28 protein-coding genes are annotated in these 25,891 nt (G+C 45.3%); 4 read left to right on the top strand and 24 right to left on the bottom strand.

The annotated features are described in order from the left end of the window. Window positions 1-236 precede the first annotated feature (236 nt). The gene (locus tag AACT21_RS08220) at window positions 237-464 is read left to right on the top strand and encodes a hypothetical protein (protein ID WP_026028272.1); all 228 of its coding nucleotides are present in this window, start codon (window positions 237-239) and stop codon (window positions 462-464) included. A gap of 74 nt (window positions 465-538) precedes the next feature. On the opposite strand, the gene AACT21_RS08215 is transcribed toward AACT21_RS08220, so the two are convergent. After that, window positions 539-2,491, bottom strand: a complete 1,953-nt coding sequence (locus tag AACT21_RS08215) for a DNA topoisomerase III (protein WP_094164489.1) — start codon at window positions 2,489-2,491, stop codon at window positions 539-541. Between the two features lie 84 nt (window positions 2,492-2,575). Next, complete coding sequence (locus AACT21_RS08210; RefSeq protein ID WP_010318865.1) at window positions 2,576-2,908, bottom strand: Grx4 family monothiol glutaredoxin; 333 nt, start codon at window positions 2,906-2,908, stop codon at window positions 2,576-2,578. A gap of 242 nt (window positions 2,909-3,150) precedes the next feature. Here AACT21_RS08210 and sodB point away from each other — a divergent pair, with 242 nt between their 5' ends. From sodB to AACT21_RS08195, 3 genes are all read left to right on the top strand, one after another. Further along, complete coding sequence (sodB, locus tag AACT21_RS08205) at window positions 3,151-3,735, top strand: superoxide dismutase [Fe] (protein ID WP_010318866.1); 585 nt, start codon at window positions 3,151-3,153, stop codon at window positions 3,733-3,735. Between the two features lie 122 nt (window positions 3,736-3,857). Continuing rightward, window positions 3,858-4,361 (top strand): VC2046/SO_2500 family protein, encoded by a 504-nt coding sequence (locus AACT21_RS08200; RefSeq protein ID WP_029189774.1) that lies wholly within the window; start codon window positions 3,858-3,860, stop codon window positions 4,359-4,361. Window positions 4,362-4,594: 233 nt separating this feature from the next. After that, the gene (locus tag AACT21_RS08195; protein ID WP_370685854.1) at window positions 4,595-5,221 is read left to right on the top strand and encodes an SDR family oxidoreductase; all 627 of its coding nucleotides are present in this window, start codon (window positions 4,595-4,597) and stop codon (window positions 5,219-5,221) included. Window positions 5,222-5,254: 33 nt separating this feature from the next. Here AACT21_RS08195 and AACT21_RS08190 read toward each other — a convergent pair whose 3' ends face one another. The 22 genes from AACT21_RS08190 to flhA all read right to left on the bottom strand — a co-directional run. After that, entirely contained in the window at window positions 5,255-6,019 is a 765-nt protein-coding gene (locus AACT21_RS08190) for an MlaA family lipoprotein (protein WP_013856383.1), read from the bottom strand. A gap of 69 nt (window positions 6,020-6,088) precedes the next feature. Then, window positions 6,089-7,306, bottom strand: coding sequence for a c-type cytochrome biogenesis protein CcmI (gene ccmI, locus AACT21_RS08185; RefSeq protein ID WP_013856382.1), 1,218 nt, complete (start codon window positions 7,304-7,306; stop codon window positions 6,089-6,091). After that, window positions 7,306-7,803 carry a cytochrome c-type biogenesis protein gene (locus AACT21_RS08180; protein ID WP_013856381.1) on the bottom strand — a complete coding sequence of 166 codons (498 nt, stop codon included), beginning with the start codon at window positions 7,801-7,803 and terminating at the stop codon, window positions 7,306-7,308. The genes ccmI and AACT21_RS08180 overlap by 1 nt, the downstream gene beginning before the upstream one ends. After that, window positions 7,803-8,354, bottom strand: coding sequence for a DsbE family thiol:disulfide interchange protein (locus AACT21_RS08175; RefSeq protein WP_013856380.1), 552 nt, complete (start codon window positions 8,352-8,354; stop codon window positions 7,803-7,805). The genes AACT21_RS08180 and AACT21_RS08175 overlap by 1 nt, the downstream gene beginning before the upstream one ends. After that, the gene (locus AACT21_RS08170; RefSeq protein WP_088732737.1) at window positions 8,355-10,310 is read right to left on the bottom strand and encodes a heme lyase CcmF/NrfE family subunit; all 1,956 of its coding nucleotides are present in this window, start codon (window positions 10,308-10,310) and stop codon (window positions 8,355-8,357) included. Then, window positions 10,307-10,792, bottom strand: a complete 486-nt coding sequence (ccmE, locus tag AACT21_RS08165) for a cytochrome c maturation protein CcmE (protein WP_013856378.1) — start codon at window positions 10,790-10,792, stop codon at window positions 10,307-10,309. Before ccmE ends, AACT21_RS08170 begins: the two co-directional genes overlap by 4 nt. Further along, entirely contained in the window at window positions 10,789-10,995 is a 207-nt protein-coding gene (ccmD, locus tag AACT21_RS08160) for a heme exporter protein CcmD (RefSeq protein WP_013856377.1), read from the bottom strand. Before ccmD ends, ccmE begins: the two co-directional genes overlap by 4 nt. A gap of 2 nt (window positions 10,996-10,997) precedes the next feature. Then, window positions 10,998-11,750, bottom strand: a complete 753-nt coding sequence (locus tag AACT21_RS08155) for a heme ABC transporter permease (RefSeq protein ID WP_019280903.1) — start codon at window positions 11,748-11,750, stop codon at window positions 10,998-11,000. Between the two features lie 111 nt (window positions 11,751-11,861). Next, on the bottom strand, window positions 11,862-12,530 hold the full coding sequence (gene ccmB / locus AACT21_RS08150; protein WP_013856375.1) for a heme exporter protein CcmB: 669 nt from the start codon (window positions 12,528-12,530) through the stop codon (window positions 11,862-11,864). After that, window positions 12,527-13,150 (bottom strand): cytochrome c biogenesis heme-transporting ATPase CcmA, encoded by a 624-nt coding sequence (ccmA, locus tag AACT21_RS08145; RefSeq protein ID WP_026027245.1) that lies wholly within the window; start codon window positions 13,148-13,150, stop codon window positions 12,527-12,529. Before ccmA ends, ccmB begins: the two co-directional genes overlap by 4 nt. Window positions 13,151-13,361: 211 nt before the next feature. Next, window positions 13,362-13,862 (bottom strand): DUF2802 domain-containing protein, encoded by a 501-nt coding sequence (locus tag AACT21_RS08140; protein WP_202598892.1) that lies wholly within the window; start codon window positions 13,860-13,862, stop codon window positions 13,362-13,364. Next, window positions 13,862-14,356: a chemotaxis protein CheW gene (locus AACT21_RS08135; protein WP_013856372.1), complete on the bottom strand. Its 495-nt coding sequence runs from the start codon at window positions 14,354-14,356 to the stop codon at window positions 13,862-13,864. Before AACT21_RS08135 ends, AACT21_RS08140 begins: the two co-directional genes overlap by 1 nt. 40 nt (window positions 14,357-14,396) lie before the next feature. After that, window positions 14,397-15,386, bottom strand: coding sequence for a chemotaxis protein CheW (locus AACT21_RS08130; RefSeq protein ID WP_013856371.1), 990 nt, complete (start codon window positions 15,384-15,386; stop codon window positions 14,397-14,399). Next, window positions 15,376-16,152 carry a ParA family protein gene (locus AACT21_RS08125; protein WP_026027244.1) on the bottom strand — a complete coding sequence of 259 codons (777 nt, stop codon included), beginning with the start codon at window positions 16,150-16,152 and terminating at the stop codon, window positions 15,376-15,378. Before AACT21_RS08125 ends, AACT21_RS08130 begins: the two co-directional genes overlap by 11 nt. Before the next feature lie 10 nt (window positions 16,153-16,162). Beyond that, a complete protein-coding gene (locus AACT21_RS08120; protein WP_013856369.1) occupies window positions 16,163-17,278 on the bottom strand; it encodes a protein-glutamate methylesterase/protein-glutamine glutaminase in 1,116 nt (371 codons plus the stop codon). Window positions 17,279-17,303: 25 nt separating this feature from the next. Beyond that, entirely contained in the window at window positions 17,304-19,598 is a 2,295-nt protein-coding gene (locus AACT21_RS08115) for a chemotaxis protein CheA (RefSeq protein WP_094164488.1), read from the bottom strand. 9 nt (window positions 19,599-19,607) lie between these two features. After that, the gene (locus AACT21_RS08110) at window positions 19,608-20,324 is read right to left on the bottom strand and encodes a protein phosphatase CheZ (RefSeq protein WP_017045236.1); all 717 of its coding nucleotides are present in this window, start codon (window positions 20,322-20,324) and stop codon (window positions 19,608-19,610) included. 57 nt (window positions 20,325-20,381) lie between these two features. Beyond that, a complete protein-coding gene (cheY, locus tag AACT21_RS08105) occupies window positions 20,382-20,750 on the bottom strand; it encodes a chemotaxis response regulator CheY (RefSeq protein WP_033197405.1) in 369 nt (122 codons plus the stop codon). 44 nt (window positions 20,751-20,794) lie between these two features. Continuing rightward, the gene (locus tag AACT21_RS08100) at window positions 20,795-21,529 is read right to left on the bottom strand and encodes an RNA polymerase sigma factor FliA (protein ID WP_010318887.1); all 735 of its coding nucleotides are present in this window, start codon (window positions 21,527-21,529) and stop codon (window positions 20,795-20,797) included. Next, window positions 21,522-22,409, bottom strand: a complete 888-nt coding sequence (locus tag AACT21_RS08095) for a MinD/ParA family protein (protein ID WP_010318888.1) — start codon at window positions 22,407-22,409, stop codon at window positions 21,522-21,524. Before AACT21_RS08095 ends, AACT21_RS08100 begins: the two co-directional genes overlap by 8 nt. A 13-nt stretch (window positions 22,410-22,422) precedes the next feature. Next, a complete protein-coding gene (flhF, locus tag AACT21_RS08090) occupies window positions 22,423-23,910 on the bottom strand; it encodes a flagellar biosynthesis protein FlhF (RefSeq protein WP_017045235.1) in 1,488 nt (495 codons plus the stop codon). Window positions 23,911-23,963: 53 nt separating this feature from the next. Continuing rightward, a partial coding sequence (gene flhA, locus AACT21_RS08085; protein WP_141195268.1) for a flagellar biosynthesis protein FlhA occupies window positions 23,964-25,891 on the bottom strand: 1,928 nt, incomplete at its 5' end.

Raw genomic sequence — 25,891 nt, 5'->3', positions numbered from 1 at the left:
TCTCTCCGCCACTTTTAAGAAAAGCCGCTGTTTTTACAGCGGCTTTTTCGTATCTGATTAACATCATTTTCTCATACTGATTTTTTATTCCACGCACCAGTTGCCATTCATTAGATAAGTACCCTCTCCATTCATCACATACCAAAGGTGTATTTTTTATAAACTGGCATCAAATATGCTTTCCATTATTCAACGGTTATGTCGTAATTAATGGCATGGTTAGAGAGGAGAAGTGTATGAGCCATCTCTATAAGATTGAATCCTACAGTGAAGAAGCGGTCAGCTCGATTGCCCAGTTTATCCGTTCTAAAGGTGGAAGATGCTGTATTGCTGGTTTTGCCGTGATAACAAGCCACCCTTTTCAAGAGCGCGAGGCGTGGCGTTTACTGCCACTTGTCGGCAAAGTGACTGACAATGTAACCGATTGGGATACCAGCCTTTTTTATCGAAAATGTGATAATTAGCTCGTCAGGTCGGTGAACATCTTACCTAATTCACTGGCCTCTGCTTACTTAGCGACCGATTCTTTGATGTCATTTTATTGAGCCGAATTACGTTGATAACGCGTGGTTTTGCTGGATTTACGTGTCTTTCGTTTGAATGCAGGGCGCTCCACTTTAGGCAATGAGCGAAGCGACTCTGGCACTGCGCCCGATTTCGCCTGTTCCATGATCTGAATAATGCGCTCTTGCAGCACTTGCATAAAGGGTTGATACGCTTGCCCACGTTCAGCCATCGCTTGCAATTGATGCTCCCAATGGGCGGTCATATCAGGATAAGTTGATTCATTTGGCAGCGCATGAATTAAACCCCTTCCCGCTGGCGAGCTTAGAATCAGCTTACCTTGACGTGTTAAGAGTTGCCGCTTGAATAAAGTGTCAAGGATCCCCGCTCGCGTCGCTTCCGTACCCAAACCATCGGTTTCACGTAAGATTTTTTTCAGCTCTTTATCTTCAACATAGCGAGCAATTCCCGTCATCGCTTGTAGCAAAGTCGCTTCAGTAAAATGACGAGGAGGCTCGGTTTTTCGATCGTGAATTTCCCCTTCTCGACACGTCAGCACCGTCCCTTTACTCAGTGGTGGAACGGCATCGACTCCGTTCTCTTCTTCATCGACTTTGCCTAACAAACTCTTCCAACCGGTGTCAACCAGTTGTCGCCCTGACGCAACAAAAAAGCCACCCGCAATATCAAACACCAGCTTGGCTTCCGCGTACACGGCGGCGGGATAAAATTGCATCAAGTATTGGCGCGCAATCAATTGGTATATTTTCATCTCATTTCCCGACAAGGCATTGACGGATGCCTGCTTTGGTGTAGGAATAATGGCATGGTGCGCGTCTACTTTCTTATCGTTCCATGCTTTGGATTTAAGAGCTAAGTTTGCGCCACTGACCGACGTTAACAACTCTTTGGCGTTGCACGCGATAGCTTGAGTTACTGACGAAGCTTGAGCGTAATGTTCTTGTGGTAAGTAACGACAATCTGAACGCGGATAGGTGATTAATTTATGCTTCTCATACAGAGATTGGCAAGTGTCTAACACTTGCTGGGCGCTCATTGCAAAGCGCTTCGCTGCATCAATTTGCAGTGCAGATAAGGAATAAGGTAACGGCGCGGCTTGCTTAGTTTGCTTTTGTTCGGCTTCAATCACTGTGGCGGGTTGCCCTGCGATGCGCTGTGCGACATTTTCCACCAACTTGCGGTTTAAGACTCGCCCTTCTTCATCTTGCCACGGCTGGCAAGCATCGCTGGGTTTCCAGCGCGCACGGATATCAAACGCCACTTGATCAGTTTGATAAGGGATTAACGCATGTAATGTAAAATAGTCTCGCGGGATGAAGTTTTCTATCTCCTCATCCCGACGTACCACAAGCCCTAGAATAGGAGTTTGTACCCGTCCAACCGACAAGACACCTTGATAGCCCGCTTTCTGCCCCAGCAAAGTATAAGCCCGTGACATATTCATGCCATACAACCAATCGGCTCTTGAACGCGCGAGCGCTGAAACCGATAAAGGGATGAATTCGCGGTTACTGCGCATCTGTTTCAGTGCACGCTGCACGGCTGGAAGGTTTAAATCGCTGATCAGTAGCCGCAATGCTTGCTCTTTTTTACTTTGGCTTACTTTGCAATAATCAATCACTTCATCAACTAATAGTTGCCCTTCGCGATCCGGGTCTCCTGCATGGATAATTTGCGATGCTTCTTTCAAAAGCTGACGAATCACAGTCAACTGTTTGCTCGATGTTTTGCGCGGTCTAAGCTGCCACTGTGAAGGAATGATAGGTAAGTCGAGTAAATTCCACTTTTTATAGCGTTCATCATAAACATCCGGCTCAACTTGCTCGAGTAAATGCCCAATACACCAAGTAACGATGTCGCCATTCGCACAACGAATGAAACCTTGATCTTTCTTGTGTGGTTTCGGCAAAGCATCGGCTATAGCGCGCCCTAAGCTGGGCTTTTCAGCAATGAATAAACGGGTCATAAACTCAAATCAACGCAAAAAAATAAGGCCACATTAACCAATGTGACCTTAATAAATCAAGAAAAACTGTTATTTTATACAGTATTACTCTTCATTGCCTGCACGTGCAGCGGCTTCTTTCACTAAAGGTTGCAGTTCGCCTTTTTGGAACATTTCGATAATGATGTCACAACCGCCAATCAACTCACCTTCAATCCACAATTGTGGAAAAGTAGGCCACTGTGCGTATACAGGCAGCTCAGCGCGGATATCTGGGTTTTGCAGAATATCCACATAAGCAAATTTCTCACCACAAGCCATCAAAGCCTGCGCAGCTTGAGAAGAGAATCCGCAACTTGGTAGCTTAGGAGAGCCTTTCATATATAGCAGAATGGCATTTTCTTCAAGTTGCTGTTTAATTTTATCAATAGTTTCCATTGCTTCCTCTTAATGGGGATAGTGCGGTTTGTTACTGACATTCTAAATCATTAATAGAGAATAAAAAGCACATATTATTTATGGATATCCTGCCTATACAACAATTTTCAACATTAGGACTTTTAATAAAGTAAAAACTTGCTAAAATACCTTCAAGTCAGTCGTATCGACGAATATCATTATAATATCTGGAAGCTACTGAAAGAGACTTTCACTCTTTCTACACAACGGAGAATCGAGCAATGTCATTCGAATTACCAGCTTTGCCTTACGCTAAAGACGCTCTAGAACCACACATTTCAGCCGAAACACTAGATTTCCACCACGGTAAGCACCACAACACTTACGTTGTGAAGCTTAACGGCCTTATTCCTGGCACTGAATTTGAAGGTAAATCTCTCGAAGAGATCATCAAGACTTCAACTGGTGGCGTGTTTAATAACGCCGCTCAAATTTGGAACCACACCTTCTATTGGCACTGCCTTGCACCAAATGCAGGTGGCGAACCAACAGGTGCCGTTGCAGACGCAATCAACGCCGCATTTGGTTCTTTTGAAGCTTTTAAAGCAAAATTCACTGACTCAGCGATCAATAACTTTGGTTCATCTTGGACTTGGTTGGTGAAAAATGCGGATGGCTCTTTAGAGATCATCAACACTTCAAATGCAGCCACACCACTGACTCACGAAGGTGTGACTCCGCTACTGACGGTTGATCTGTGGGAACACGCTTACTACATCGATTACCGTAACCTACGCCCTGACTACATGAATGGTTTCTGGGCACTGGTTAACTGGGCATTCGTTGCAGAAAACCTAGCAAAATAACCTTTTCCCCTTGGATTGGTATTTAGTCATATGAAAAGCCTGCTTTATCGCAGGCTTTTTTGTTATTTTATCTAAAGTTATCTGCTTTCTCGCCGCTAAAAGTGCATCGGTTGGAGAGGCAAATGCAAGTACATACATTAGATAAAGCCAGTATTATAAACGAGCTTCAATTTGGCTCGGGGCTAAGCCATGCTGTCCAGCAAGGACGCCGTGCAGACTTTGCACTCATACTGTCGATGTTTTCTAACGATGTACGCGACAACACTCCTGTTGAACGTATTGAAAACCCACCCACTAGCGATGAATTGTTACGTAAGCGATTTGAGCTTACGGAGCCTCAAGCACTGCGTTCCGACCAAAGCTCTTACGCTGTTTCAGCAAAACAGGCCGAGCTTTTCCATCACGGAGGACTCGCCAGTGCGAAACTCAGCCACTACTTGACTCCTGAAGTACTCGCCTATTTGCCTGAAGATACGCATGATTTACCCGAAGAGGTATATCTTAATCTATCAGGACATGAGCGAAGGCATCTTGCCTCCCCTTCAAACGTTGAGCTCTTAGTTGCCGATCTGTCGGTTCAACTGACCGTTGCCCACCGGCAAGATCAGATCCGCACCCAAGTTTGATGTCTTGTATGTAACACAAAACGACATTCTCTAGATCAGAATGTGAGTATGACCAAAAAAAACACATACCACGCTCGCTTAGGCTGAGTAATTTGATGTTATTCACACCCTACCCACAGTTAATCAACCATCCTATTGAGACTAAATCCCGCTACAACAATAAAACAAACAATAGGGTGAGGCACCCAATGGATATAAAAAGTGCAATAATATTAATCACTTCAGCAAGTTCGATGCTTGGTAGCACGCTGGCCGTTCATTTCGCACATTTAGGTGCAAAAATTATTTTGTGTGACCAAGACAAATTTGGATTAATGGAAACCTTTGCTCGTTGCAAAGCGATCTCTCAGGATGTTCATTATTACCACACACCAGATTACTCTTTAGAAACGATCCATCGGCTGTTCGATTTTATTGATCAAACCTATCATGGGGCACCGGATGTACTGGTCAATAATTGGCCAAATGCATCCCTCCCCCCCTTGATAGGTGAACAACGAGCTGAAGTCTTTCTTCAGAAGCTCGCCATGATGGCCTCAACTTTATTCACTTTTGGTCAAGCCAGTGCTGAGCGAATGCGTATTAACAACAAACCCGGTGTAATTGTGAACGTCATTTCTCAAAATGATGAGTATGACCTAGCGGGAATTGAAAATGCGAATTCTATGGTTTCTGGTTTCACGCAGAGTTGGGCAAAAGAACTAACCCCTTTCAACATAAGGGTCGGAGGCGTAGTGCCTAGCGCAAAAGGTGATGTAGATGAGAAGCCCCATTGGGCTGAGCTGCAAGATGAATTGATCCGCAATACGGAATACATCGTCGCTAACGAATACTTTAGCGGACGTGTGATGTCGGCCTAGCTAGCAGTACAAGGCCGACCTACATGGGTATGATTAAAACCCTTCTTCCAGATAATCGTCGAGATACTCTTCTTCCGATTCATCATACGTTTGGGTATCAATTTCTGCTTTAAAATCTTGGCGTTGTAAATAAACATCGCGAGTTAATGAGTATGGATCTGGGGAGTTTTCCAACGTCACTTCTTGGGGAACGAGCCTTGCTCGGGTCTCCAATCCTTCCAGAGCCCATTTGCCTAGGCCAGCCCAGACATTGAGATAAGAAAGTGGTACATACAAGCCATCCACAACATCTGTGGTTTCTCGAATCGTGTAGGGCCCGTATCCAGGAATCATTAAATATGGACCATTACCAACACCATAATGGCCTACCGCATCACTAAACGCTTTTTCATTGTGTTTGGTGATGCCCGCTTCTGACGCAATATCAATCATCCCAAACAGGCCTAAGGTGCTATTAATCCAAAAGCGGTTAAAGTGGTCAACGGCTTTCGTACCATTACCCATCAATATGTTGTTGATAATGCTTGAAGGTTCATCAAGGTTTGACAGAACATTGGCGATCGTTTTTCTAATGGGGTGTGGAATGTAATCCACGTAGGCAATCGCAACAGGGCGAACCAAGTATGGATCGATATAATCGTAGTTGATTGTCCACATTGATCGGTTAAAAACCTCAAAAGGATCGCCCGACTGCGTTTGATTTGATTCGGCTGACGTTGAATCCGGAGCGCTTGCACACCCTGCTAATACGAAAAGGAACAGCATAGGGCATATCAGTCGGGATAGGCGGCTTATCATTATTTATTTCCATGTATAAAGGCCGATGAGACATCGGCCTATCAATACGTTAATTGTATATAAGTGCTATTAATACTGCTTATTGATCACAACTTCAACAGGTTGACCGAGGCTCATGGGAGCACTTTCACCAAACCAATCACCTTGTTTGGTTGAAACATTGCCATCCGTATCCAAGCGTACTCGAACAATAAGCTGTGCAAGGTCGGATAACTTCCGACCCTGAACCATGCTATTGCTATCATCTAACACAACCTTAATAGGGAATTGAGTCAGTGGATAACGCGCTGCGGCAACAGGCATAGGTGCACCATCAGAGCTGTGCACAGAGACTATGAGTACTGCATTTTGTTCAAGAGTCACACCATCACCGAGTGAGATGGTGACAGGAACCATTTTCCCATCGATAGCTTTAGGCTGCATTTTGCTTTGTGCTCTTTCAATACTGCGCGAAAGCATCTCATAACGGCTATCTTCAGGGCCAATCATCTGCTGCATTAATCGCCAATACTTCATCGCCGCTGGGTAATCCTGGCGTTCAAACGCATCAAACGCAAGTAGTGAAAACACGCGTAGATCAACATAATCTTGTTGTACTAATGCCGTTAAAATTTCACGTGCTTGATTTTGGTCAAGCTCATCTTGTGACAACATTAATGCTTGCGCATAGCCCAACTTCACATCTGCATCTTTTGGATCTAACGCATACGCTTTTTTCATTGAGCCAATCGATGTTTCTATATCTCTGTTAGCAAGTCCAATACGTCCAAGCAGCAACCACCCGGTCGCATCTTGAGGCTGATAATGCAGACGAGTGCGCAGCGCCAGTGTGAGATCATTCATCTCATCATCACTTAAGGCAGCACCTTCTGGTGACATCATTTTTTTTGAGAGTGCAGGTAAGTTAGCGTTCACTTGCTGCCACTGCTCTACTTGACTAGCCGCGCCAAATTTTAGGTAAAAGCCATAGCTTAAGATGACGACCAATAAAATCGAGGGGATCAAAACAACCATCGGTGACACATGTGAAGAATTTCCTTGCACCGATTGCGCAGGAATATCATCCAATAGCGACTGTTTCAGATCAGCAATCAGCTCTTGTTCGCTGTCAACCAACCCTTCTTGCGTCTCTTCGTGTAACTCTGCAAGGCGGTTTTTAAAGATCGCTTTGTTCAATTCGTCACGCAGCGCTGCATCGTTGTTCGCTCTGTTTTTGAGGATCGGCAGTGCAATGAAGACACAACCAAAGAAGGTCAGAATGAGGGTAGATAACCAAAAAAACGTCATTATTGTTTGTCTCCATGCTTCTCATCATCAACCGCGTCTTCGGCGAGCAACTGATTTAATCGCTCTTCCTTTTCGGCATCCCAAACTTCACCACTTTGAGCGGTTGATGCTTTACGACGTTTGCTGCGTAATACAATAAAACCAAAACCCAGAAACACCACACTCAAAGGACCTAGCCATAAGATGGAAGTCGCCAAAGTCAACGGTGGATTATAGGTCACAAAGTTGCCGTAACGTGCAATCATGTAGTCAACAATGTCTTGTTCAGACTTACCTTGCTTGGTCATTTCATAGACTTTATTACGTAAGTCCTGTGCTAATGCAGCATTTGAGTCGGCAATAGTATTGTTTTGACACTTTGGACAACGCAATGTATTACTCAACTCTTTGAATTGCTGCTCTTGCTGTGGATTATCAAACTCGTACACTTCAATTGCAGATTGCACAGAAAATACCAAAGCAAAGCTAGCAATGATCGATAATATAAAACGCTTCATTACTTCGCTTCCTCTAGAAGTTTCTGATACATAGGTTGCAAAGTTGTTTGCCAATTGGTTGGATTAACATCCCCCACATGGCGGTAACGAATAACGCCGTTGGCATCAATGAGAAAGGTTTCCGGCGCACCGTAAACGCCGAGATCTAACCCTAGCATACCATTACCATCGAACAGGCTGATCAAGTAAGGATTACCTAGCTCATTTAACCATTGAACCGCTTTATCTCGTTGATCTTTATAATTTAAGCCTATAATTTTTACACCATCACCCGCCAACCGATTGAGATATTGATGTTCGGCATAGCAGGTCGGACACCAAGTTGCCCAGACGTTCAGCAGCAAAGGCTCGCCTTTAAATATCGCTTGGTCGTACAGCTTGCCGGGTTCGGCTAAATCTTCCAAACGAAATTCAGGCACAGACTTACCAATCAGAACCGACTCCAATTTTGTGGGATCATCACCTTCGGTATTTTTGACCAACTGAGTAACAAACACGGCAACTAGACCAAGAAAAGCCACCAATGGAATAAATAGAATTTTCTTGTTCATCTACGCCTCCTGTTGGGAGCTTTTTCTAAAGCGGTAGCGTTTGTCACTGATGGCTAACGCACCACCTAATGACATCAATAAAGCACCAGCCCAGATCCAACGTACAAATGGTTTGTAATAAATTCGGATCGCCCATGAACGACCATCTTCTAATCGCTCACCCATTGCAATGTACAAATCGCGAGTGATGCCACGATCGATGGCCGCTTCAGTCATCATTGACTTGGCAGTACGATAAAAACGTTTTTCCGCATGGAGTGTATTCACGTATTGCCCATCCTGCGTAATTTCAAAATCGGCAATATAACCATCATAGTTCGGGCCATCTTTATCTCTTAACCCTTTGAAATAAAATTCATATTGTTGGATTTCAAAAGATTCTCCAGGCGCTAGACGAACATCACGCTCGATACTGTAGTTTTGCACCATCGCAATACCAATCACAGTAACGGCAAGACCAACATGGCCTAACATCATGGCCCAGTGGCTACGTTGTAGTTTAGTCACCCCTATCATGAAGCTATGACGATGTGTCGCACGTTGGTGCAACTCGACAACGTGTAGCAAGATGATCCAAAACGCCATGACCCAGCCGATAAATGCCATCAAGCTAAAGCGTTCAGCTAGCAGGTACACCATAACCGCCGAAAGAATCAACGCCATCAGGCCACAAATCAACATCGGTTTCAAAAGCTTGGAAAAATTATCGCGCTTCCAACGGATCAGTGGACCGATCCCCAGCAAAAATGCAAATGGCACCATTAGCCATGCAAACAGCATGTTGAAGAAAGGTGCTCCTATTGATACGGAACCAAGGCCAATCTGCTTGTGGATTAAAGGTAACAAGGTGCCAACCAACACCACCACCAATGCCGCGATTAATAAGATGTTGTTGGAGAGCAGCGCATTTTCACGCGAGATCAATTCAGCATTGCCACGGACGCGCACTGCCGCACCTTTAACGGCAAACAATAGCAGTGAGCCACCGATGACAAACACCAAAAACCCAAGGATAAACAGGCCACGAGCGGGATCGGATGCAAATGCGTGTACCGAAACCAAAATACCAGATCGCACTAAGAATGTGCCCAGTAAACTGAGCGAAAATGCTGAAATTGCCAGTAACACTGTCCAAGCTTTGAATGTGCCACGTTTTTCTGTCACAGCAAGTGAGTGCATCAATGCCGTTCCCGCAAGCCATGGCATAAACGACGCGTTTTCTACTGGATCCCAGAACCACCAGCCACCCCAGCCAAGTTCGTAGTAAGCCCACCACGAACCTAGCGCGATACCTAATGTCAAAAATAACCACGCCGCAGTTGTCCAAGGACGAGACCAACGGGCCCATGCAGTATCCAAACGCCCAGTCATCAAAGAGGCTATCGCAAATGAGAATGCGACTGAAAAACCAACATATCCCATGTATAACATGGGTGGGTGAATGATTAGCCCAGGATCTTGTAGTAGCGGGTTTAAGTCACGACCATCAATTGGGAAATAGGGTAAGGTGCGTAAAAATGGATTCGAAGTCACGATGACAAACAGCAAGAATCCAACGCTGATCAGCCCCATAACAGATAAGACTCGCGCCACAGATTCTTGAGGCATACCACGGCTAAAGGTAGCCACCGCCACAGTCCATCCCGCTTGAATTAAAACCCACAGCAATAATGAACCTTCATGCGCCCCCCACACCGCTGTTAGACGGTAATACCAGGGTAATTGACTATTCGAATTACTCGCCACGTATTGTACCGTGAAGTCATTGACATAAAATGCCCACAACAAAATGCTAAATGATACCAATAGCAATGAAAACATTCCCCATGCTAATGGCCGCGCAGTATTCATCAGCATGGTATTGTTTTTAGAAGCACCAACAAGTGGAAGTAAGCTGAGTAATATGGCAAGCCCAAGTGAAACAATAAGGGCAAAATGTCCTATTTCAACAATCATTGAGCACTTCCTTGTTTTTGTTCCGAGCTATAGGTTAACGGCTCATGCGTTTTCTTCATTGCTTCAGCAATTTCCGGTGGCATATAGTTTTCATCATGCTTGGCTAGCACTTCAAACGCTTCTACTGTGGTGGCATCTTTCAATACGCCTTGCGCAACAATACCCTGACCTTCTCTAAACAAGTCGGGTAAGATGCCTTCATATTCGACCGTCACATTTGGACCAACATCGTGGAGCTGAAATCTTACTTTTAGTGAACCCGGATCTCTTTTCACAGAGCCCACCACCACCATGCCGCCAATGCGTAGCCGTTGACCCACTTCTGGCTTTGTCCCATCGGGTTTACCGTGTACAAGCTCGGTCGGCGTATAGAAAAGGTCCATATTTTGATTGAGTGCATACAACATCAAACCAATGGTGGCACCAGCCCCAATAATCAATGCCAAAATAATGGTGAGTCTTTTTTTACGTCTTGGGGTCATAAGGTGTTCTCCATATGCTTTGCAGCATCAATTCTGGCTTGGCGTTCAACCTTTGCTTGCACATCTTGCAACAAGGTTTTGCCACGCTTGATGCTGAGCATCAGTAAAATAAACATGGATAAAAAGGTAATGCCAAATGCACTCCATACATAGGCGGAGTAACCGCCCATCGCCAAGAAATCACTCAAAGAGTCAAAATGCATGATCAGTTACCTTTCTGTGTTTGAAGGGTTGCCAATTCGATAACCCAAGGGCGATGGCTCTCTTTACTGATAATTTCATTGCGTAAGCGGACCATAGTGACCGCAGCAAAAAAGAAAGCAAAACCAAAAATATTGAGCAGCAGTGGCCACAACATATCACTGGATATGGAAGGCTTTTCAAATTTAGTAATCGTGGCACCTTGATGCAGGGTATTCCACCACTCAACGGAGAAATGAATGATAGGTAGATTGATCACACCAACGATGGCCAGCAGACCTGCGGCTTTTGCGGCTGTTTTTTGATCATCGAAAGCGTGGTAAAGCGCAATCACTCCCAAATAGAGAAACAGTAAAATGAGCTCAGACGTCAGACGAGCATCCCATACCCACCAAGTTCCCCACATCGGTTTACCCCAAATGGCTCCAGTAATTAACGCAATAAACGTAAATACCGCACCGATGGGCGCCATTGCAGCAGCGGCCATGTCTGACAGTTTTAATTGCCAAACTAGACCAATGAAAGCCGCAATCGCCATCGACATATAAATGCCCATTGACCAAATGGCGGAAGGGACATGAATGTAAATGATTCTGAAGCTGTCGCCTTGTTGATAGTCTGCCGGAGCATAAGCTAAACCAAGGATATTACCGACTACCAGGCATAAGATAGCGAGCCCTGCAAACCAAGGCAGGAACTTTCCACATAGCCGATAGGCGGATTCAGGCTTTGCATAGGGATGGAGCCATTTCCACATTGTATTGTCTCACTCTTACTTCATTGCTTCTGAGCATGTGTCTGCTCAGTTTATTGTGTTGTTGATACGCAACGCTCAAATGCATTGCTGAAAATATCGTTCGTACTTAATTTAGTTAACGCTGACTCTCAATGCTGCGCTAATAGCAAATGGAGTTAATGTTATCGCGCCCATAAACATTGCCCCCAAAACAGCCAATTGACCGTTGTAGAGCATGCCAAGCGATGCTGCATCAATAGCTGATGTAGCGAAGATTAAAATCGGGATATACAAAGGTAAGACCAGTAGGCTCAGCAACACGCCACCTTTTTGCAAGCCGACGGTCAATGCAACCCCAATAGCACCGATAAAACTCAACGTTGGCGTGCCAATGAACAAAGTCAATACAACCGCAAGCCACGTATTAAAATCTAATGACAATAATACGGCTAACAATGGGCTAATTAAAATTAAAGGCAGTCCAGTCAATAACCAATGAGCCACGACTTTTGAAATAACGACTATGGGTAATGGCACTGGGATCAGCATCATTTGTTCAAGTGACCCGTCTTGAAAATCATCGCGAAACAGACGCTCAAGTGATAGTAGCGCCGACAGTAACGCCGCAACCCAAACAATACCTGCAGCGATACGGGCGAGCAAAGCAGGCTCTGGGCCGATACTCAGCGGGAATAGGGTGATCACTATGATAAAAAACCACAGTGGATTAAAAATATCGGCTTGACGTCGAAAGGCGATCAATAATTCACGACGGATGATCATCCCCATGGTCACGATCATGACTCATGCCCCAATTTAATTTTTCGCAATTGCGGATAGTTAGCAAACATATCTTGGTGTGTGGTCAATACAACAATGCCACCTTGTTGCGCATGCGCTAGAAATAAGGCTTCCAACACTTTGACACCTTGCTTATCAATCGCAGTTAACGGTTCATCTAAAATCCACAACTTTTGTTGACTGAGCCACAAACGAGCCAGCGCAACTCGGCGCTGTTGTCCGGCAGAAAGCTGGCCTGCAGCCACGTCTTCTCGGCCAGCTAAACCCACTTTAGCCAAGGCTTGATATATCTCTTGAGAAGACGATTCTGCATTATGCACTGATTGATAAAAATGAAGATTCTCGAATGCCGTCAAATCGCGCTTAACCCCAGTTTGATGACCAAGAAACAGTAAATCTTGGTGGTAATCATCACGATTAGACTCAATATTCATGCCATTCCACAAAATAGAACCATCCTCTCTATCACCTAACCCGGTAATAATTCGTAGTAAGGTCGTTTTACCTGTGCCGTTCCGTCCTTCAATCTGCACCAATTCGCCAGCATGAATCACAAAGCTAAGTGCTTCAAACAGAACTCTTTCATCACGAATTGCGGTCAGGTTATTTACTTCAAGCATGTGCATCTAAATCGAGAAATTTGAGCCGCTATATTAGCACACCACACCTAAGACAAAACATAATAAGACTATTACCAGTCACGAAACTAGGTAAGAAACTGTTAATTTTTAATTATTTTCTGTCTCATTTACTACTTTATGGCTACATTTAACCACATTCAAAACTAGAGAGGGAAGCCATTGGCTTCCCTCTCTAGTTTCGCTCTTTCGACTATTTTTTTGCAGGTCGCCTCGTACTTTGCACCGGCTCGCGACCTTCCGGGTGACTACTCAGTGGCGGGATGCTTTCATGTCCTGCAATTTTCTTCTGCAAGGACATCATCAACTCAGCTTCAGCTTTAGGTAGCTCACACTCTTTAATAAGCTCATTGATGTCAGCACCGAGTTGGACCATTTTTGTCGCTCGGCTGTATAAACGCCCATCCGTATCAACATGTTCCAATTCAGTAATTCGCTCGTTTAAATGCTGGATGAGATCCTGCTGATCCGTCACTTTTTGGCCAAGACCAATAGCAACTGAGCGTATTTCCAACAGCTGTCTATTCGCCTTTTGCAACTCCTTATCTAACGATCGGGCTTGTTGTCTTTGGTGATCAATCTGTTGGGCAAGTCCCTGACGTACACGAAGTAACACCAGCAACAAAAATACAACAACAAAAACCGCGCTCCCTATAAGAATAACAGGAGCACTGAACAACATAGCTTCGCTCATTATAGGTGGACCATCTCGTCCCACTCGTCTTCAGTTAGCAGTTTATTCAGGTCAACAAGGATCAATAGCTTACCGTCACGGTTGCTCACGCCTTGGATAAACTTAGCGCTCTCATCGGTACCAACACTTGGTGTAGTATCGATTTCAGAAGAACGTAGGTAAACTACTTCCGCAACGCTATCGACTAAAATACCAATCACTTGGCGCTCAGATTCAATCACAATAATGCGTGTATTATCCGTGATTTCACCTTGCATTAAGCCAAAACGAGATCGTGTATCAATGACGGTCACAACATTACCACGTAGGTTAATGATGCCAAGAACATAATCAGGAGCACCTGGTACCGGTGCAATTTCTGTATAGCGGAGTACTTCACGTACCTGCATTACATTAATTCCGTATGTTTCTTCTTCTAGTTGGAACGTCACCCACTGAAGCACTTCGTCGTTAGACTTGTCTTTTCTTACTTCTACTTCGTTAGTCTGAGACATACCTTTTCCTCTCTAAGTCGATTCCGACATCAATGTATTATTATTTCTCTAGTGCTTTTACATCAAGCCCTGCATTAAGCATAGCTATCAATGCTTCAACATGGATCAAAGCACACATTTTTTCTTTTACCATTCCAGCAAGCCACGGCCTTTTGCCTGCCTGTTCTCGCCAGCGGACCTTCTCTGAGCTTAGCAATTCTGTACCCATAAGCTGAGTACTTGCTAACCCCCACATACTGTCACCAAGCATGACGATGTATTGATAACCTTCTTTGTAGCTATCATCATGGAGCTTTTCTGCCATTACCCATTTTGCCGTATCGACAACATCTAGCTGATTATCTTTATTCGTTTGCAGTCCAAGGTACCAAGCAGGTCGACCGATTAAATGATTGAGCGTTGCCATACGGTGGATCCCCCCAAGTTCATCAAGAGGCACCGCAAACGTCACGCCATTCACTTCAAAATAGAGCACTTGAAAATCTCGTGTTCTCGCAGTGCTTTGCCATGTACCAATTCCAGAGTAGCCCGCTTGCGTTTCAAGTTCGACTTCAGCCGTCGGTTGCTCAACCACTTCCACGTCAACAGCAAATTCTTCAACAGTGTCTGCCGCAGTCAGAATTTCAACTTCAGGTTCTGTTTCCAAGGTATCGGCGGGAATATCCCATTCTTGGATCTCTTCAACAATTTCAGTCACTGGTTGAGTTTTTAAAGCGATCTGAACGGTGTTTTGCTCCATGATCTCTTCCAGCTCTAACTCTGCCACTGGATTACTTGATTCTAGCTGGCTTAATAAGCGCTGCACATCATCTAAATTCGGCAGCTCAAACTCAACCACTTCAGCATGGTAATAACTTTTTTCCGGTACAGATTGCACCGATGTCGAAAGCGCTAACTCAGGTTCAGCAAGGGACAATTCTTTTTGCTCTTCCGCTTTCAGCTCAAGTTCAATCGCTTCTTCATCTAGTAACGCTGTAAAGTAGTCATCGAGTGCTTGTTCACTGGATAAAAATGGCCCACTACTCATCAATAGCTAGCCTCTCTAAATAAATCAGCAACTGTTTATAAGCAAAAACACCACGGCTACCTTCAGCAAAATGAGAAGCAGGCAAGCGCTTTAAACTCGCATCACGAAACTTGGTGTCTATAGGTACAGCAGAGCTCCAAACTTGCTCTGGGTAATCTTTTTTAAGTTGATTCAGCGTTTGCAAAGAAGCCCGGGTTCGCTTGTCGTACATAGTCGGTACGATAGTCACTTTAAACGATCGGCTACGAGATTTTTGCATGATGGCTAAGGTGCGAATCATCCTTTCGAGCCCTTTCATAGCCAGAAACTCAGTCTGCACTGGAATTAAGATACGATCGCTGGCGGCCAATGCATTAACCATCATTACCCCTAAGATTGGAGGACAGTCGATCAATACGTAGTCATAATTATGGCGCAATGCAAGAAGCGCACGTTTCAAAATCAGCCCCATCCCACTGCGGTTGCCCATGACTCTATCTAAAGTGGCTAGAGACATATGGGCAGGGATGAGATCAATGCCTTCAACATCGGTTTTTAGGATAAGAGGGGTAACGCTTTGCTCTGTTAACTCACGTTGCTGAAATAGGTCAAACAGGCTGACGGGCACGCCATCAGAATCATAACCTAAGTATGTAGTAAGCGAGGCGTGAGGGTCAGTATCGACCAACAGCACTCTTTTGCCTTGCTGACTTAGCAAACCGGCAAGCGTAATCGTTGTGGTTGTTTTACCCACACCGCCTTTTTGGTTTGCAATACTCCATACAATCATTGAACTTCCTTTATGCGAGGCCAACTTCAACTAACATTCGTTCTGATATACGCTCTAACGGTAAATCTTCAGACGAGATCCCAGCTTTTGCGACAGCTTGCGGCATACCATACACCACGCAACTTTCTTCATCCTGAGCCCAAATGGTTGCCCCTGCGGCTTGTAACATTCGAGCCCCTTCACGACCATCGGCTCCCATACCAGTCAATATCATTGACAGCACTTTATCTGCATAGATCTTCGCCGCAGAACCGAATGTTATATCAACACACGGCTTATAATTCATACGCTCACCACCATCGATAATGCGCAATTTTGCACTACCCGGACGGCCCTCAATCATCATCTGTTTACCACCCGGAGCCAAGTAAGCAACGCCTGGGCGCAATGCATCGCCATCTTCTGCTTCTTTCACTTCAATTTTACACAGTGAGTTGAGCCGGTTTGCAAATGCAGCAGTGAAGGTGGCAGGCATGTGTTGAATTAGTACGATCGGATGCGGATAATTCGCAGGTAACTTCGTCAATATTTTTTGTAACGCAACCGGGCCCCCTGTAGAGGTACCGATAGCGGTCAACTGATATTTTTTACCTGTAGCTTTAAAGCGAGCCAATGTGCCCATTGATTTCGGCGCAGGGGAACTCGCCGTTGTAGCCGCTGTTCTATTGGCAAACGGCGACGATGTGCTCGGCGCTGGGCGTGAAACCAAAGGTCTTCTCAGCATCCCTTTTTTCGACGCGATTTGAATAACCCGTTGTTGTAATAAAGCGACAGCCTCATCACGGTTACGGGCAATATCTTCAAATTTTTTCGGTAAGAAATCTAACGCTCCAGCATCTAAAGCATCTAGCGTTGCTTTGGCACCATCATGAGTCAGCGATGAGAACATCAAGATTGGGATCGGGTTCGCAGCCATAATTTCACGGACAGCAGTAATGCCATCCATAACTGGCATCTCAATATCCATTGTGATGACATCAGGCTTTAAGATTCTCGCTTTTTCTACGGCTTCTTTACCGTTAGTTGCAACATCAATCACTTCTAGACGGGTGTCAGAGTTAATAATTTCACTCACACGCCGTCTAAAAAAGCTCGAATCATCAACGACTAATACTCTAATCGCCATGGGTGTCCTTATATTGTGTGCTCATTTAAATGCGGGAAGCAGCAGCATACTGCTTAAGCAAATCTGGCACATCTAGTATTAGTGCAATATGTCCATCGCTGGTAATCGTTGCCCCAGCCATACCCGGTGTTTTTTGAAGAAGCTTATCTAGTGGTTTGATTACCACTTCTTCTTGGCCAATTAAGGTATCAACCACAAAACCAACTCGCTGGCTACCAATCTGAACAATAACAACATGTCCATGACCTTTACGCAGTTCTATTTTACCCGCTTTAGGTGCTAGCCAATTCTGTAAGTAGAAGAGTGGTATCGATTTTTTACGTACTATGATGGTCAGTTGTCCATCAACGACGTTCGTCCGGCTAAGATCAAGATGGAAGATTTCATTCACGCTCGCAAGCGGTAGAGCAAATGGATGCCCTGCGACCCCAACCATCAATGTCGGTAAGATAGCGAGTGTTAGCGGCACTTTGATCGTAATCTTAGTCCCTTTGCCCATCTCAGAATCGATGTCAATTGAACCATTGAGTGTATTGATGGCTGTTTTTACAACATCCATCCCAACACCACGACCAGAAATGTCTGAAATTTGCTCTTTACTGGAGAATCCCGCCATAAAGATTAAGTTAAAACACTCTTTATTGGAGAGACGCGACGCCGCATCTTCATCCATCATGCCTCGTTTAACTGCAATACTACGCAGCTTATCTGGGTCCATACCGCCGCCATCATCGACGATAGCTAGCTCAATATGATCACCTTCTTGCGAAGCTGAGAGTATGATTTTACCCGTGCTTGGCTTTCCAGATTTGCTACGCACATCAGGCATTTCAATGCCGTGGTCAACTGAGTTACGCACTAAGTGGATCAATGGGTCTGCAAGCGCTTCAACCAAGTTTTTATCAAGGTCTGTTTCTTCACCGCGCATTTCAAGCACGATGTCTTTTTTCAGGGTACGTGCAAGGTCTCGAACCACGCGAGGGAAACGACCGAACACTTTCTTAATCGGTTGCATGCGCGTTTTCATGACAGCGCCTTGCAAATCCGCAGTAACTACATCAAGGTTAGCCACCGCTTTTGCCATCTCTTCGTCGTTGCTATTAAGCCCTAAACTCAGCAAGCGGTTACGCACTAGCACCAATTCGCCAATCATGTTCATAATGATGTCGAGCGTTGATGTATCAACACGGACTGTTGTTTCCGGCTGAGTTTGCGCTTTTTTAGCCACAGCAGGTGCTGATACTTCTTTTTTCTCAGCCACTGCAACCGGAGCTTTCGCAGGGGAAGAGGTGGCTGGAGCCGTTACTTTAGGCTGAGGAGCAGGTGTAGGTTTCGCCGCTTCAGCTTTCGGTTTTGCGGTCTCTGTTGGTTTTATAGGCTCTGCTGGCTTCACATTTTCAGAAGCAGGTCTGGTTGCCATTTCCAACTCTTCTGGCAATGGCCCTTTTCCTGAGCCATGCAGTTCGTCAAGAAGCTTTTCAAACTCCTCGTCCGTCATCAAATCATCGCCACCACCAGCAGAAGCTTTAGGTGCCGCTGTTGATTTAGGCGGAGTAGTTGGTTTCACTGTAACCTCAGGAGCGGGTTCAACGGTTGGAGCTTTGCCTACGCCGTGCAGTTCATCAAGCAGCTTTTCAAATTCGTCATCCGTAATGTCACCACTAGCAGCCACTGATGCACTTGGGGCTTTAGGCGCTGGGGCCGCTGGTGCGGCATTTTCAGAATGAGCATTAGGCGCGGTGCCCTTGCCATGTAATTCGTCTAACAGTTTTTCAAATTCATCTTGCGTGATTTCATCGATAGAATTTGACGCGACAGCCTTTGAGGCCACTGGTTGAATGACTTCCGGTTCAGGCGCTTCGATAGCGGCCTCTTCCTCGACTTCAACTTCAGCAATAACAGGCTCCACTTCGTCAATTTCATCTTCAGAAGCAGGACGACACAATTTATGAAGTTCATCGAGTAGAGCGGGATCTGCAGGCTCTAAGGGTTCTTGATCTTGAACAGCGCGAAACTGTGCGTTAACGGTGTCTAAAGCTCGTAACATCGTATCCATCAAGCTCGATGTTACACTTCTTTGGCCATTGCGTAAGATATCAAATACGTTCTCGGCACCGTGGCACGTCTCAACCAGCTCGGTGAGGGCAAGAAACCCGGCCCCACCTTTAACGGTATGGAAACCGCGGAAAATCGCATTTAATAACTCCCTGTCTTCGGGGTTGTTCTCAAGTTCAACCAATTGCTCTGAGAGCAATTCGAGAATTTCACCTGCTTCAACCAAAAAGTCCTGAAGAATGTCGTCGTCTAATTCGTAGCTCATACGTTACCCCTAAAAACCAAGACTCGATAACAAATCATCGACTTCGTCTTGAGATGAAACCGCATCGGCTCTTTCATGAGGGTTCAAAATAGGACCTTCAGGTTCGATAGATGGGTTCTTCTTGTCTGTTTTTTGTTCTATTTGGTTAGCCCCAAAGGCAGTGAGAATCTCAACTAGGCGTTTCTCAACTTCATTAACCAGCGTAATAACACGCCGAATTATTTGGCCAGTGAGATCTTGAAAGTCTTGAGCCATCAATATCTCAGTTAGCTGACCTCGCAATTCGCTGCTGTTGCCTTCAACTTGTGATAGTAGATCATCAATACGGTGACAAAGTGCTTTAAACTCAATGAGATCAATACGTCCATGCATCAACTCATTCCATTGTGGACGCACTTTTAACAGACCTTCGTGAAGGCTGTCAGCGATCGGCATACATCGATCCACTGCATCCATTGTTTTATTCGCAGCCACTTCCGTTTTATCAATTACGTATTGAAGACGATCCCTTGCATCTGGAATTTCGTCATTTGCAATCTCAGCCATGCGTTCATCAAGGTTGAACTGTTTGAGCGATTCATGCAGTTCCCTTGTCAAAGTGCCTATTTCTTGCAGCATTGGATTGCTTGCTTTGTCGTAGGTCTCTTTAAAGAGTTGATTCGCCTGATCTTGCTGTCCATTTTCCAGTAGCTGAACGAGTTCTTTTGCTTGTTCTAATGAAATCATCGATTAGCCTTTTCGCGCATAAATGAATAGAGCACCTTTTGTCTGTGACCACACGCTTTATAAACGCTCGAAAATTTTATCCAGTTTTTCTTTAAGCGTAGCAGCAGTAAAAGGTTTTACGATATAACCATTCACACCTGCTTGAGCAGCCTCGATGATTTGTTCGCGTTTTGCTTCTGCGGTGATCATCAGAACAGGCAGATGCTTAAGTTCTGCGTCTGCTCGGATATTTTTCAACAAATCGATGCCTTGCATGCCCGGCATATTCCAGTCTGTAACCACAAACTCAAAATCACCTTTCTTTAGCATAGGCAACGCTGTCAGGCCATCATCTGCTTCTTGGGTATTATTGAAGCCCAAATCACGAAGTAGATTCTTAACAATACGGCGCATTGTTGAAAAGTCGTCAACAATAAGGATCTTCATGTTTTTATTCAAAATTGCCTCCACTGAGCTCGAAATCAGTGATATTAGTCATTTTGCGTCCAAGAACTTAACTTCGTTCTTAGTCGCTGCATAGATTGGCTTAGTATCTGGCTAACGCGGGATTCGCTAACACCTAGAACTTCACCAATTTCTTTTAAGTTTAGCTCTTCATCATAATAGAGCGAAAGTACCAAAGCTTCACGTTCTGGAAGTGATTTTATTGATTCAACCAATGCTTTACGAAACGATTCATCGGCGACTCCCTTAAATGGCGAGTTGTCTTCATCGTCATCCAGAGGAGAAATTGCATCATCAGAAATACCTAAATCTTCGATTCCGACAATCCGTGAGCAATTAATGTCAGTTAATACAGTATGGTACTGATCCAGCGACATGCCTAAATACTTCGCAACTTCTGTATCAGTTGGGTTTCGGTTTAGCTCACCTTCTAGAACTGAAATTGCATGGGTTATCTCTCGGTTGTGTTTATGAACCGAGCGTGGAACCCAATCACCACGCCGAATATCGTCGAGCATAGCTCCACGAATTCGAATTCCTGCGTAGGTTTCAAAGCTTGCACCTTTACTCCCATCATAATTTTTTTGTGCTTCAAGTAGGCCTATCATACCGGCTTGTATTAGATCTTCGACCAATACGTTTGGTGGCAGGCGACCTGCTAAATGGTGTGCAATACGCTTAACCAATACAGAGTATTTTTCTAAAAATGCTTGTTGGCTCTTTAGGTTTCCGTGTTGGTCATAAGTAAGCGCTTTATTCACCGAATGGTTCCCCTACACTTTCTGTTCTATTTAGCAAACGCTCGACAAAAAATTCCAGATGGCCTGTCGGCGTTCTTGGAATTGGCCACGTTAACGCTTTACTTGCCAACGAGCTGATTGCCAGTGCCGCAGGTGACCGTGGAAACGCATCGACCACTATTTTTTGTTTTTTTACTGCTTGTCGCACTTTATCATCCAAAGGTATGCAAGCAACAAGTTCAAGGCTCACATTTAGGAATCTTTCTGTCACTAAAGTTAATTTAGCAAATAATTCCCGTCCTTCACGATAACTTCTCACCATATTGGCCACAATTTTAAAACGTTGCACTTGGTGTTCACGACTTAAGAGCTTGATCAGCGCGTAAGCGTCGGTGATGGATGTCGGTTCGTCACATACCACGATCACTACATCTTGTGCGGCGCGACAGAAGCTCACGACCATATCAGAAATACCTGCGGCTGTATCGATGAGCAGAATATCCATCTCATCTTCTAAACTGCCAAAGGCGCGTATTAAACCAACATGTTGGGCGTGTGACAACTCTGTCATCGACTGTGTGCCCGAGGTCGCTGGAATTATTCGTATCCCAAAAGGCCCCTCGACGATGGCATCTTTGAGTTCACACTCGCCAGCCAGTACATGCCCTAAGTTTCGCTTCGGGCGTATGCCAAGCATCACATCCACGTTAGCTAAACCTAAGTCTGCATCCAACACCATGACTTTTTTGCCTTGACGAGCCATGCAGATCGCCATGCCGAGTGTCACGTGAGATTTACCCACACCACCTTTACCACCAGTCACAGATATGACTTTGGTCAGTGACGGTTGGGTTAAGCGGCGTAAACCGCTCGCTTGGTCATATATCATATTATTCGCCATATTTGTCCGCCGCCTAGAATCTCTCGGAGTCGCTGCTCCAATAGTGAGGTTCATTCTCTGTCGACTTCTCTAGCAATTCGTTTGCCTTTGCAACCATGTACTTCGGCTGGGCAATCACAATATCTTCTGGTACACGCTGGCCATTCGCGATGTAAGCAACGGGCAGTGCGTTTTGAACCACGACACTCACAAATTCCCCTAAGCTCAATGATTCATCAAGCTTAGTCATAATGCACCCTGAAAGAGGGATCCTTCTAAAGTGCTCGATTGTTTCTTGTAATACTTTTCTTTGTGCCGTTGCAGGCAGAACAAGGTAACTGTGGATGATTTCGCCACTCTCTTGCATCAGGGTATCGAGCTGCTCTGATAACCGAACATCACGCTGCCCCATCCCCGCGGTATCAACTAAAATTAAACGCCGATTTCTTAGCTGATATATTACATCGGCTAACTCACTGGAATCTTTAGCAACTCTTACTGGACAACCCATGATTCGGCCATAAATAGAGAGCTGTTCATGAGCACCAATACGGTAGGTATCTGTGGTGACTAGAGCGACGTTATCAGCGCCATACTCCATAGCGGCGCGAGCGGCTAGTTTAGCAATGGTGGTGGTTTTACCAACCCCTGTTGGGCCTAATAGCGCAACCACACCACCACGTTTCAGAATATCTTGTTTGGAAACAGGGACTTGATCAGCCACTAAGCCAAGCAGTGCCTTCCAAGCTTTAGTTGGAGCAGTATCTTCTGGGATATAGCACGCAAGCTGGTCAGCCAGTTCTTGTGAAACCCCCATGCGCTCAAGTCTTTTAATGAGCATGGCACGCAAAGGCTCTCGACGCTCAACTTCTTGCCACATTAATCCTGAAACTTGATGTTCTAACAGGCGGCGTATTGAGGTCATCTCTTCACGCATGTTTTCCAGCTCTGGGTTCGAAACACTCGCCTCTTGCGTTGGGTAACGATCATAACGCGACGGATCTAGCTTCGGCGTTTGACGGGTGGACGCTCTTCTATCCTCTGCAATTAACTTCGCTAATGGCGAATCGGCTCGTAACTCTGCATTACCGTGTCCTGAGTTGGTGTTAGATGAACCTGATTGACGTTGCAATAATGCAGAGAGCGAATCTTCATTTTCGGCGTGATAGTCCGAATCTGAGCCACTTGGTGCGCTGTACTGCTTTAACATATTTGCAAAACGTTTGGTCATTGAACGCCCAGTGTCTGCGCTGTTTTGCAGGCTGACTCGATCATCATCCAACTCACGAGAGGATTTGTTCAAAGACGGGGTGACTTGGGTGTAACCTTGTTGTCTAGGCTGCGAATTATAGCGCTTGGCACTGTTTTGCTGGGTGGGCTGTTCACCATCCACAGCGGCAACGATTTCCACACCACCCGCGACTTTTTTATTCGACATGATCACCGCTTCCGCACCAAGCTCTTCTTTCACTTGCAGCAGCGCTGTTCGCATATCTTTGGCAAAAAATCGTTTTATTTTCAAAGCAGATATCCGTGTTTAAATGGCTAAAGCCCGATTAGGTAACAGCAGTTTCGTTAGTTACCAACGGCTTGAACAATCCGAATTTGTTTCTCGTCAGGTATTTCTTGATAAGAGAGCACACGCAAATTAGGTATCGTGTTTTTCACAAACTTCGCCAAAGTTGAACGAAGCACACCAGACGTGAGTAACACGGCGGGCTCACCTTTCAATTCTTGTTCTTGCGTTGCATGGCTCAGTGCAGCCTGTAAACGCTCTGCTAAGCCTGGCTCAATACCTGCCGATTCTCCTCCTGACGCCTGCATGGTTTGATGCAATATTTGTTCCAGCTCAGGAATCAGTGTTATCACTGGTAGTTCAGGTTCTATCCCATTGATTTCTTGGACGATTAAACGCTTCAATGAGATTCGAACGGCCGCCGTTAGGATGTCAGGTTCTTGACTCCGCCCAGAATACTCCGCCAAGGTTTGTATTATGGTTCGAATATCTCGGATTGGAATCGCTTCATTGAGTAGGTTTTGCAGTACCTTGACGACTGTACCCAACGGCAGTTGATCTGGAACGAAGTTTTCAACTAGCCTTGGCGCTGAGCGACCCAGCATTTCAATTAAGTTTTGAACCTCTTCATGACCAATCAGTTGCGAGGCGTTATTAGTGAGAAGCTGACTCAAATGAGTGGCGAGTACGGTCGATGAGTCCACAACTGTGTAACCGAGAGCTTGTGCGTGTTCACGTTGTTCTTCACGGATCCAAACCGCTTCAAGGCCGAATGCAGGGTCGAGTGTGCGTTCACCGTCAATAACACCATAGACTTGACCAGGGTTAATCGCCAGTTCTTGATCTGGGCGGATCTCCGCTTCGCCAACAGCTACCCCCATTAAGGTAATGCGATAACTATTGGGTGTTAATTCTAAATTGTCACGAATATGCACTGCGGGGATGAGAAAACCAAAGTCTTGCGACAGTTTTTTCCGAACACCTTTTACGCGTTCGAGCAGCTCTCCACCTTGATCTCGGTCCACCAGCGGTATCAATCGATAGCCCACTTCTAAGCCAATCACATCAACGGGTTGAACATCATCCCAAGAGAGCTCTTTTTGAGTGGGTGCTTCGTTGTCCACTTTTGCAGGCAGTTTCTTTTCATCGGCGGTTTTTTTCTGTTTGCGTATCATCCAATACGCGCAACCACCCGCTAACGCGGCTAGCAGTAAAAAAGCAAAGTGAGGCATACCCGGTACAATGCCCATGATGCCGAGAATACAAGCGGTAATCATCAATGCTTTAGGGTTGTCAAACAGTTGGAAGACGACTTGCTCTCCCATATCTTCATCGGTATTTTGACGGGTAACCATCATGGCAGCGCCAATCGAAAGCAGCAATGAGGGGATCTGAGCCACTAAGCCGTCACCAATGGTCAGCAGTGTGTAGATTTGGATCGCTTCTTTAAAACCCAACCCATATTGCGCCATACCAATCGATAAGCCGCCAATAATGTTGATGAACAAAATTAAGATCCCAGCAATCGCATCCCCTTTAACAAATTTTGACGCACCGTCCATTGAACCGTAGAAATCCGCTTCTTTGGTTACTTCAAAGCGTCTCAGCCGCGCTTGGTCTTGATCGATTAAACCCGCATTTAAGTCCGCATCTATGGCCATTTGCTTACCCGGCAAGGCATCTAGGGTAAAGCGAGCACTCACCTCAGAAATACGTCCCGCACCTTTGGTTACTACCATGAAGTTGATGATCATCAAGATCAAAAACACCACTAAACCGACGGCGTAGTTACCACCGATCACCACACTACCAAACGCTTCAATGACGTTACCAGCCGCCCCGGGGCCTTCATGACCATACAATAAAACCACACGGGTTGAAGCGACGTTCAAGGCTAGTCGAAGTAAGGTTGCAATAAGCAAAACCGTAGGAAAAGCAGCAAAATCAAGCGGTCTACGGGTATAGACAGTGACGAGTAACACCACCA

This window comes from Vibrio sp. V08_P9A1T1, assembly GCF_963874405.1.
GTDB classification, from domain to species: Bacteria; Pseudomonadota; Gammaproteobacteria; order Enterobacterales; family Vibrionaceae; genus Vibrio; species Vibrio anguillarum.
The sequence above is the reverse complement of the archived record's forward strand: the minus strand, read 5'-3'. Positions and strand labels throughout refer to the sequence as shown.

Coding starts and splice junctions, on each gene's coding strand:
- AACT21_RS08220 (WP_026028272.1), top strand. CDS start 237: ATGAGCCATCTCTATAAGATTGAATCCTACAGTGAAGAAGCGGTCAGC.
- AACT21_RS08215 (WP_094164489.1), bottom strand. CDS start 2,491: ATGACCCGTTTATTCATTGCTGAAAAGCCCAGCTTAGGGCGCGCTATA.
- AACT21_RS08210 (WP_010318865.1), bottom strand. CDS start 2,908: ATGGAAACTATTGATAAAATTAAACAGCAACTTGAAGAAAATGCCATT.
- sodB (WP_010318866.1), top strand. CDS start 3,151: ATGTCATTCGAATTACCAGCTTTGCCTTACGCTAAAGACGCTCTAGAA.
- AACT21_RS08200 (WP_029189774.1), top strand. CDS start 3,858: ATGCAAGTACATACATTAGATAAAGCCAGTATTATAAACGAGCTTCAA.
- AACT21_RS08195 (WP_370685854.1), top strand. CDS start 4,595: ATGCTTGGTAGCACGCTGGCCGTTCATTTCGCACATTTAGGTGCAAAA.
- AACT21_RS08190 (WP_013856383.1), bottom strand. CDS start 6,019: ATGATAAGCCGCCTATCCCGACTGATATGCCCTATGCTGTTCCTTTTC.
- ccmI (WP_013856382.1), bottom strand. CDS start 7,306: ATGACGTTTTTTTGGTTATCTACCCTCATTCTGACCTTCTTTGGTTGT.
- AACT21_RS08180 (WP_013856381.1), bottom strand. CDS start 7,803: ATGAAGCGTTTTATATTATCGATCATTGCTAGCTTTGCTTTGGTATTT.
- AACT21_RS08175 (WP_013856380.1), bottom strand. CDS start 8,354: ATGAACAAGAAAATTCTATTTATTCCATTGGTGGCTTTTCTTGGTCTA.
- AACT21_RS08170 (WP_088732737.1), bottom strand. CDS start 10,310: ATGATTGTTGAAATAGGACATTTTGCCCTTATTGTTTCACTTGGGCTT.
- ccmE (WP_013856378.1), bottom strand. CDS start 10,792: ATGACCCCAAGACGTAAAAAAAGACTCACCATTATTTTGGCATTGATT.
- ccmD (WP_013856377.1), bottom strand. CDS start 10,995: ATGCATTTTGACTCTTTGAGTGATTTCTTGGCGATGGGCGGTTACTCC.
- AACT21_RS08155 (WP_019280903.1), bottom strand. CDS start 11,750: ATGTGGAAATGGCTCCATCCCTATGCAAAGCCTGAATCCGCCTATCGG.
- ccmB (WP_013856375.1), bottom strand. CDS start 12,530: ATGATCGTGACCATGGGGATGATCATCCGTCGTGAATTATTGATCGCC.
- ccmA (WP_026027245.1), bottom strand. CDS start 13,150: ATGCTTGAAGTAAATAACCTGACCGCAATTCGTGATGAAAGAGTTCTG.
- AACT21_RS08140 (WP_202598892.1), bottom strand. CDS start 13,862: ATGAGCGAAGCTATGTTGTTCAGTGCTCCTGTTATTCTTATAGGGAGC.
- AACT21_RS08135 (WP_013856372.1), bottom strand. CDS start 14,356: ATGTCTCAGACTAACGAAGTAGAAGTAAGAAAAGACAAGTCTAACGAC.
- AACT21_RS08125 (WP_026027244.1), bottom strand. CDS start 16,152: ATGATTGTATGGAGTATTGCAAACCAAAAAGGCGGTGTGGGTAAAACA.
- AACT21_RS08120 (WP_013856369.1), bottom strand. CDS start 17,278: ATGGCGATTAGAGTATTAGTCGTTGATGATTCGAGCTTTTTTAGACGG.
- AACT21_RS08115 (WP_094164488.1), bottom strand. CDS start 19,598: ATGAGCTACGAATTAGACGACGACATTCTTCAGGACTTTTTGGTTGAA.
- AACT21_RS08110 (WP_017045236.1), bottom strand. CDS start 20,324: ATGATTTCATTAGAACAAGCAAAAGAACTCGTTCAGCTACTGGAAAAT.
- cheY (WP_033197405.1), bottom strand. CDS start 20,750: ATGAAGATCCTTATTGTTGACGACTTTTCAACAATGCGCCGTATTGTT.
- AACT21_RS08095 (WP_010318888.1), bottom strand. CDS start 22,409: ATGGCGAATAATATGATATATGACCAAGCGAGCGGTTTACGCCGCTTA.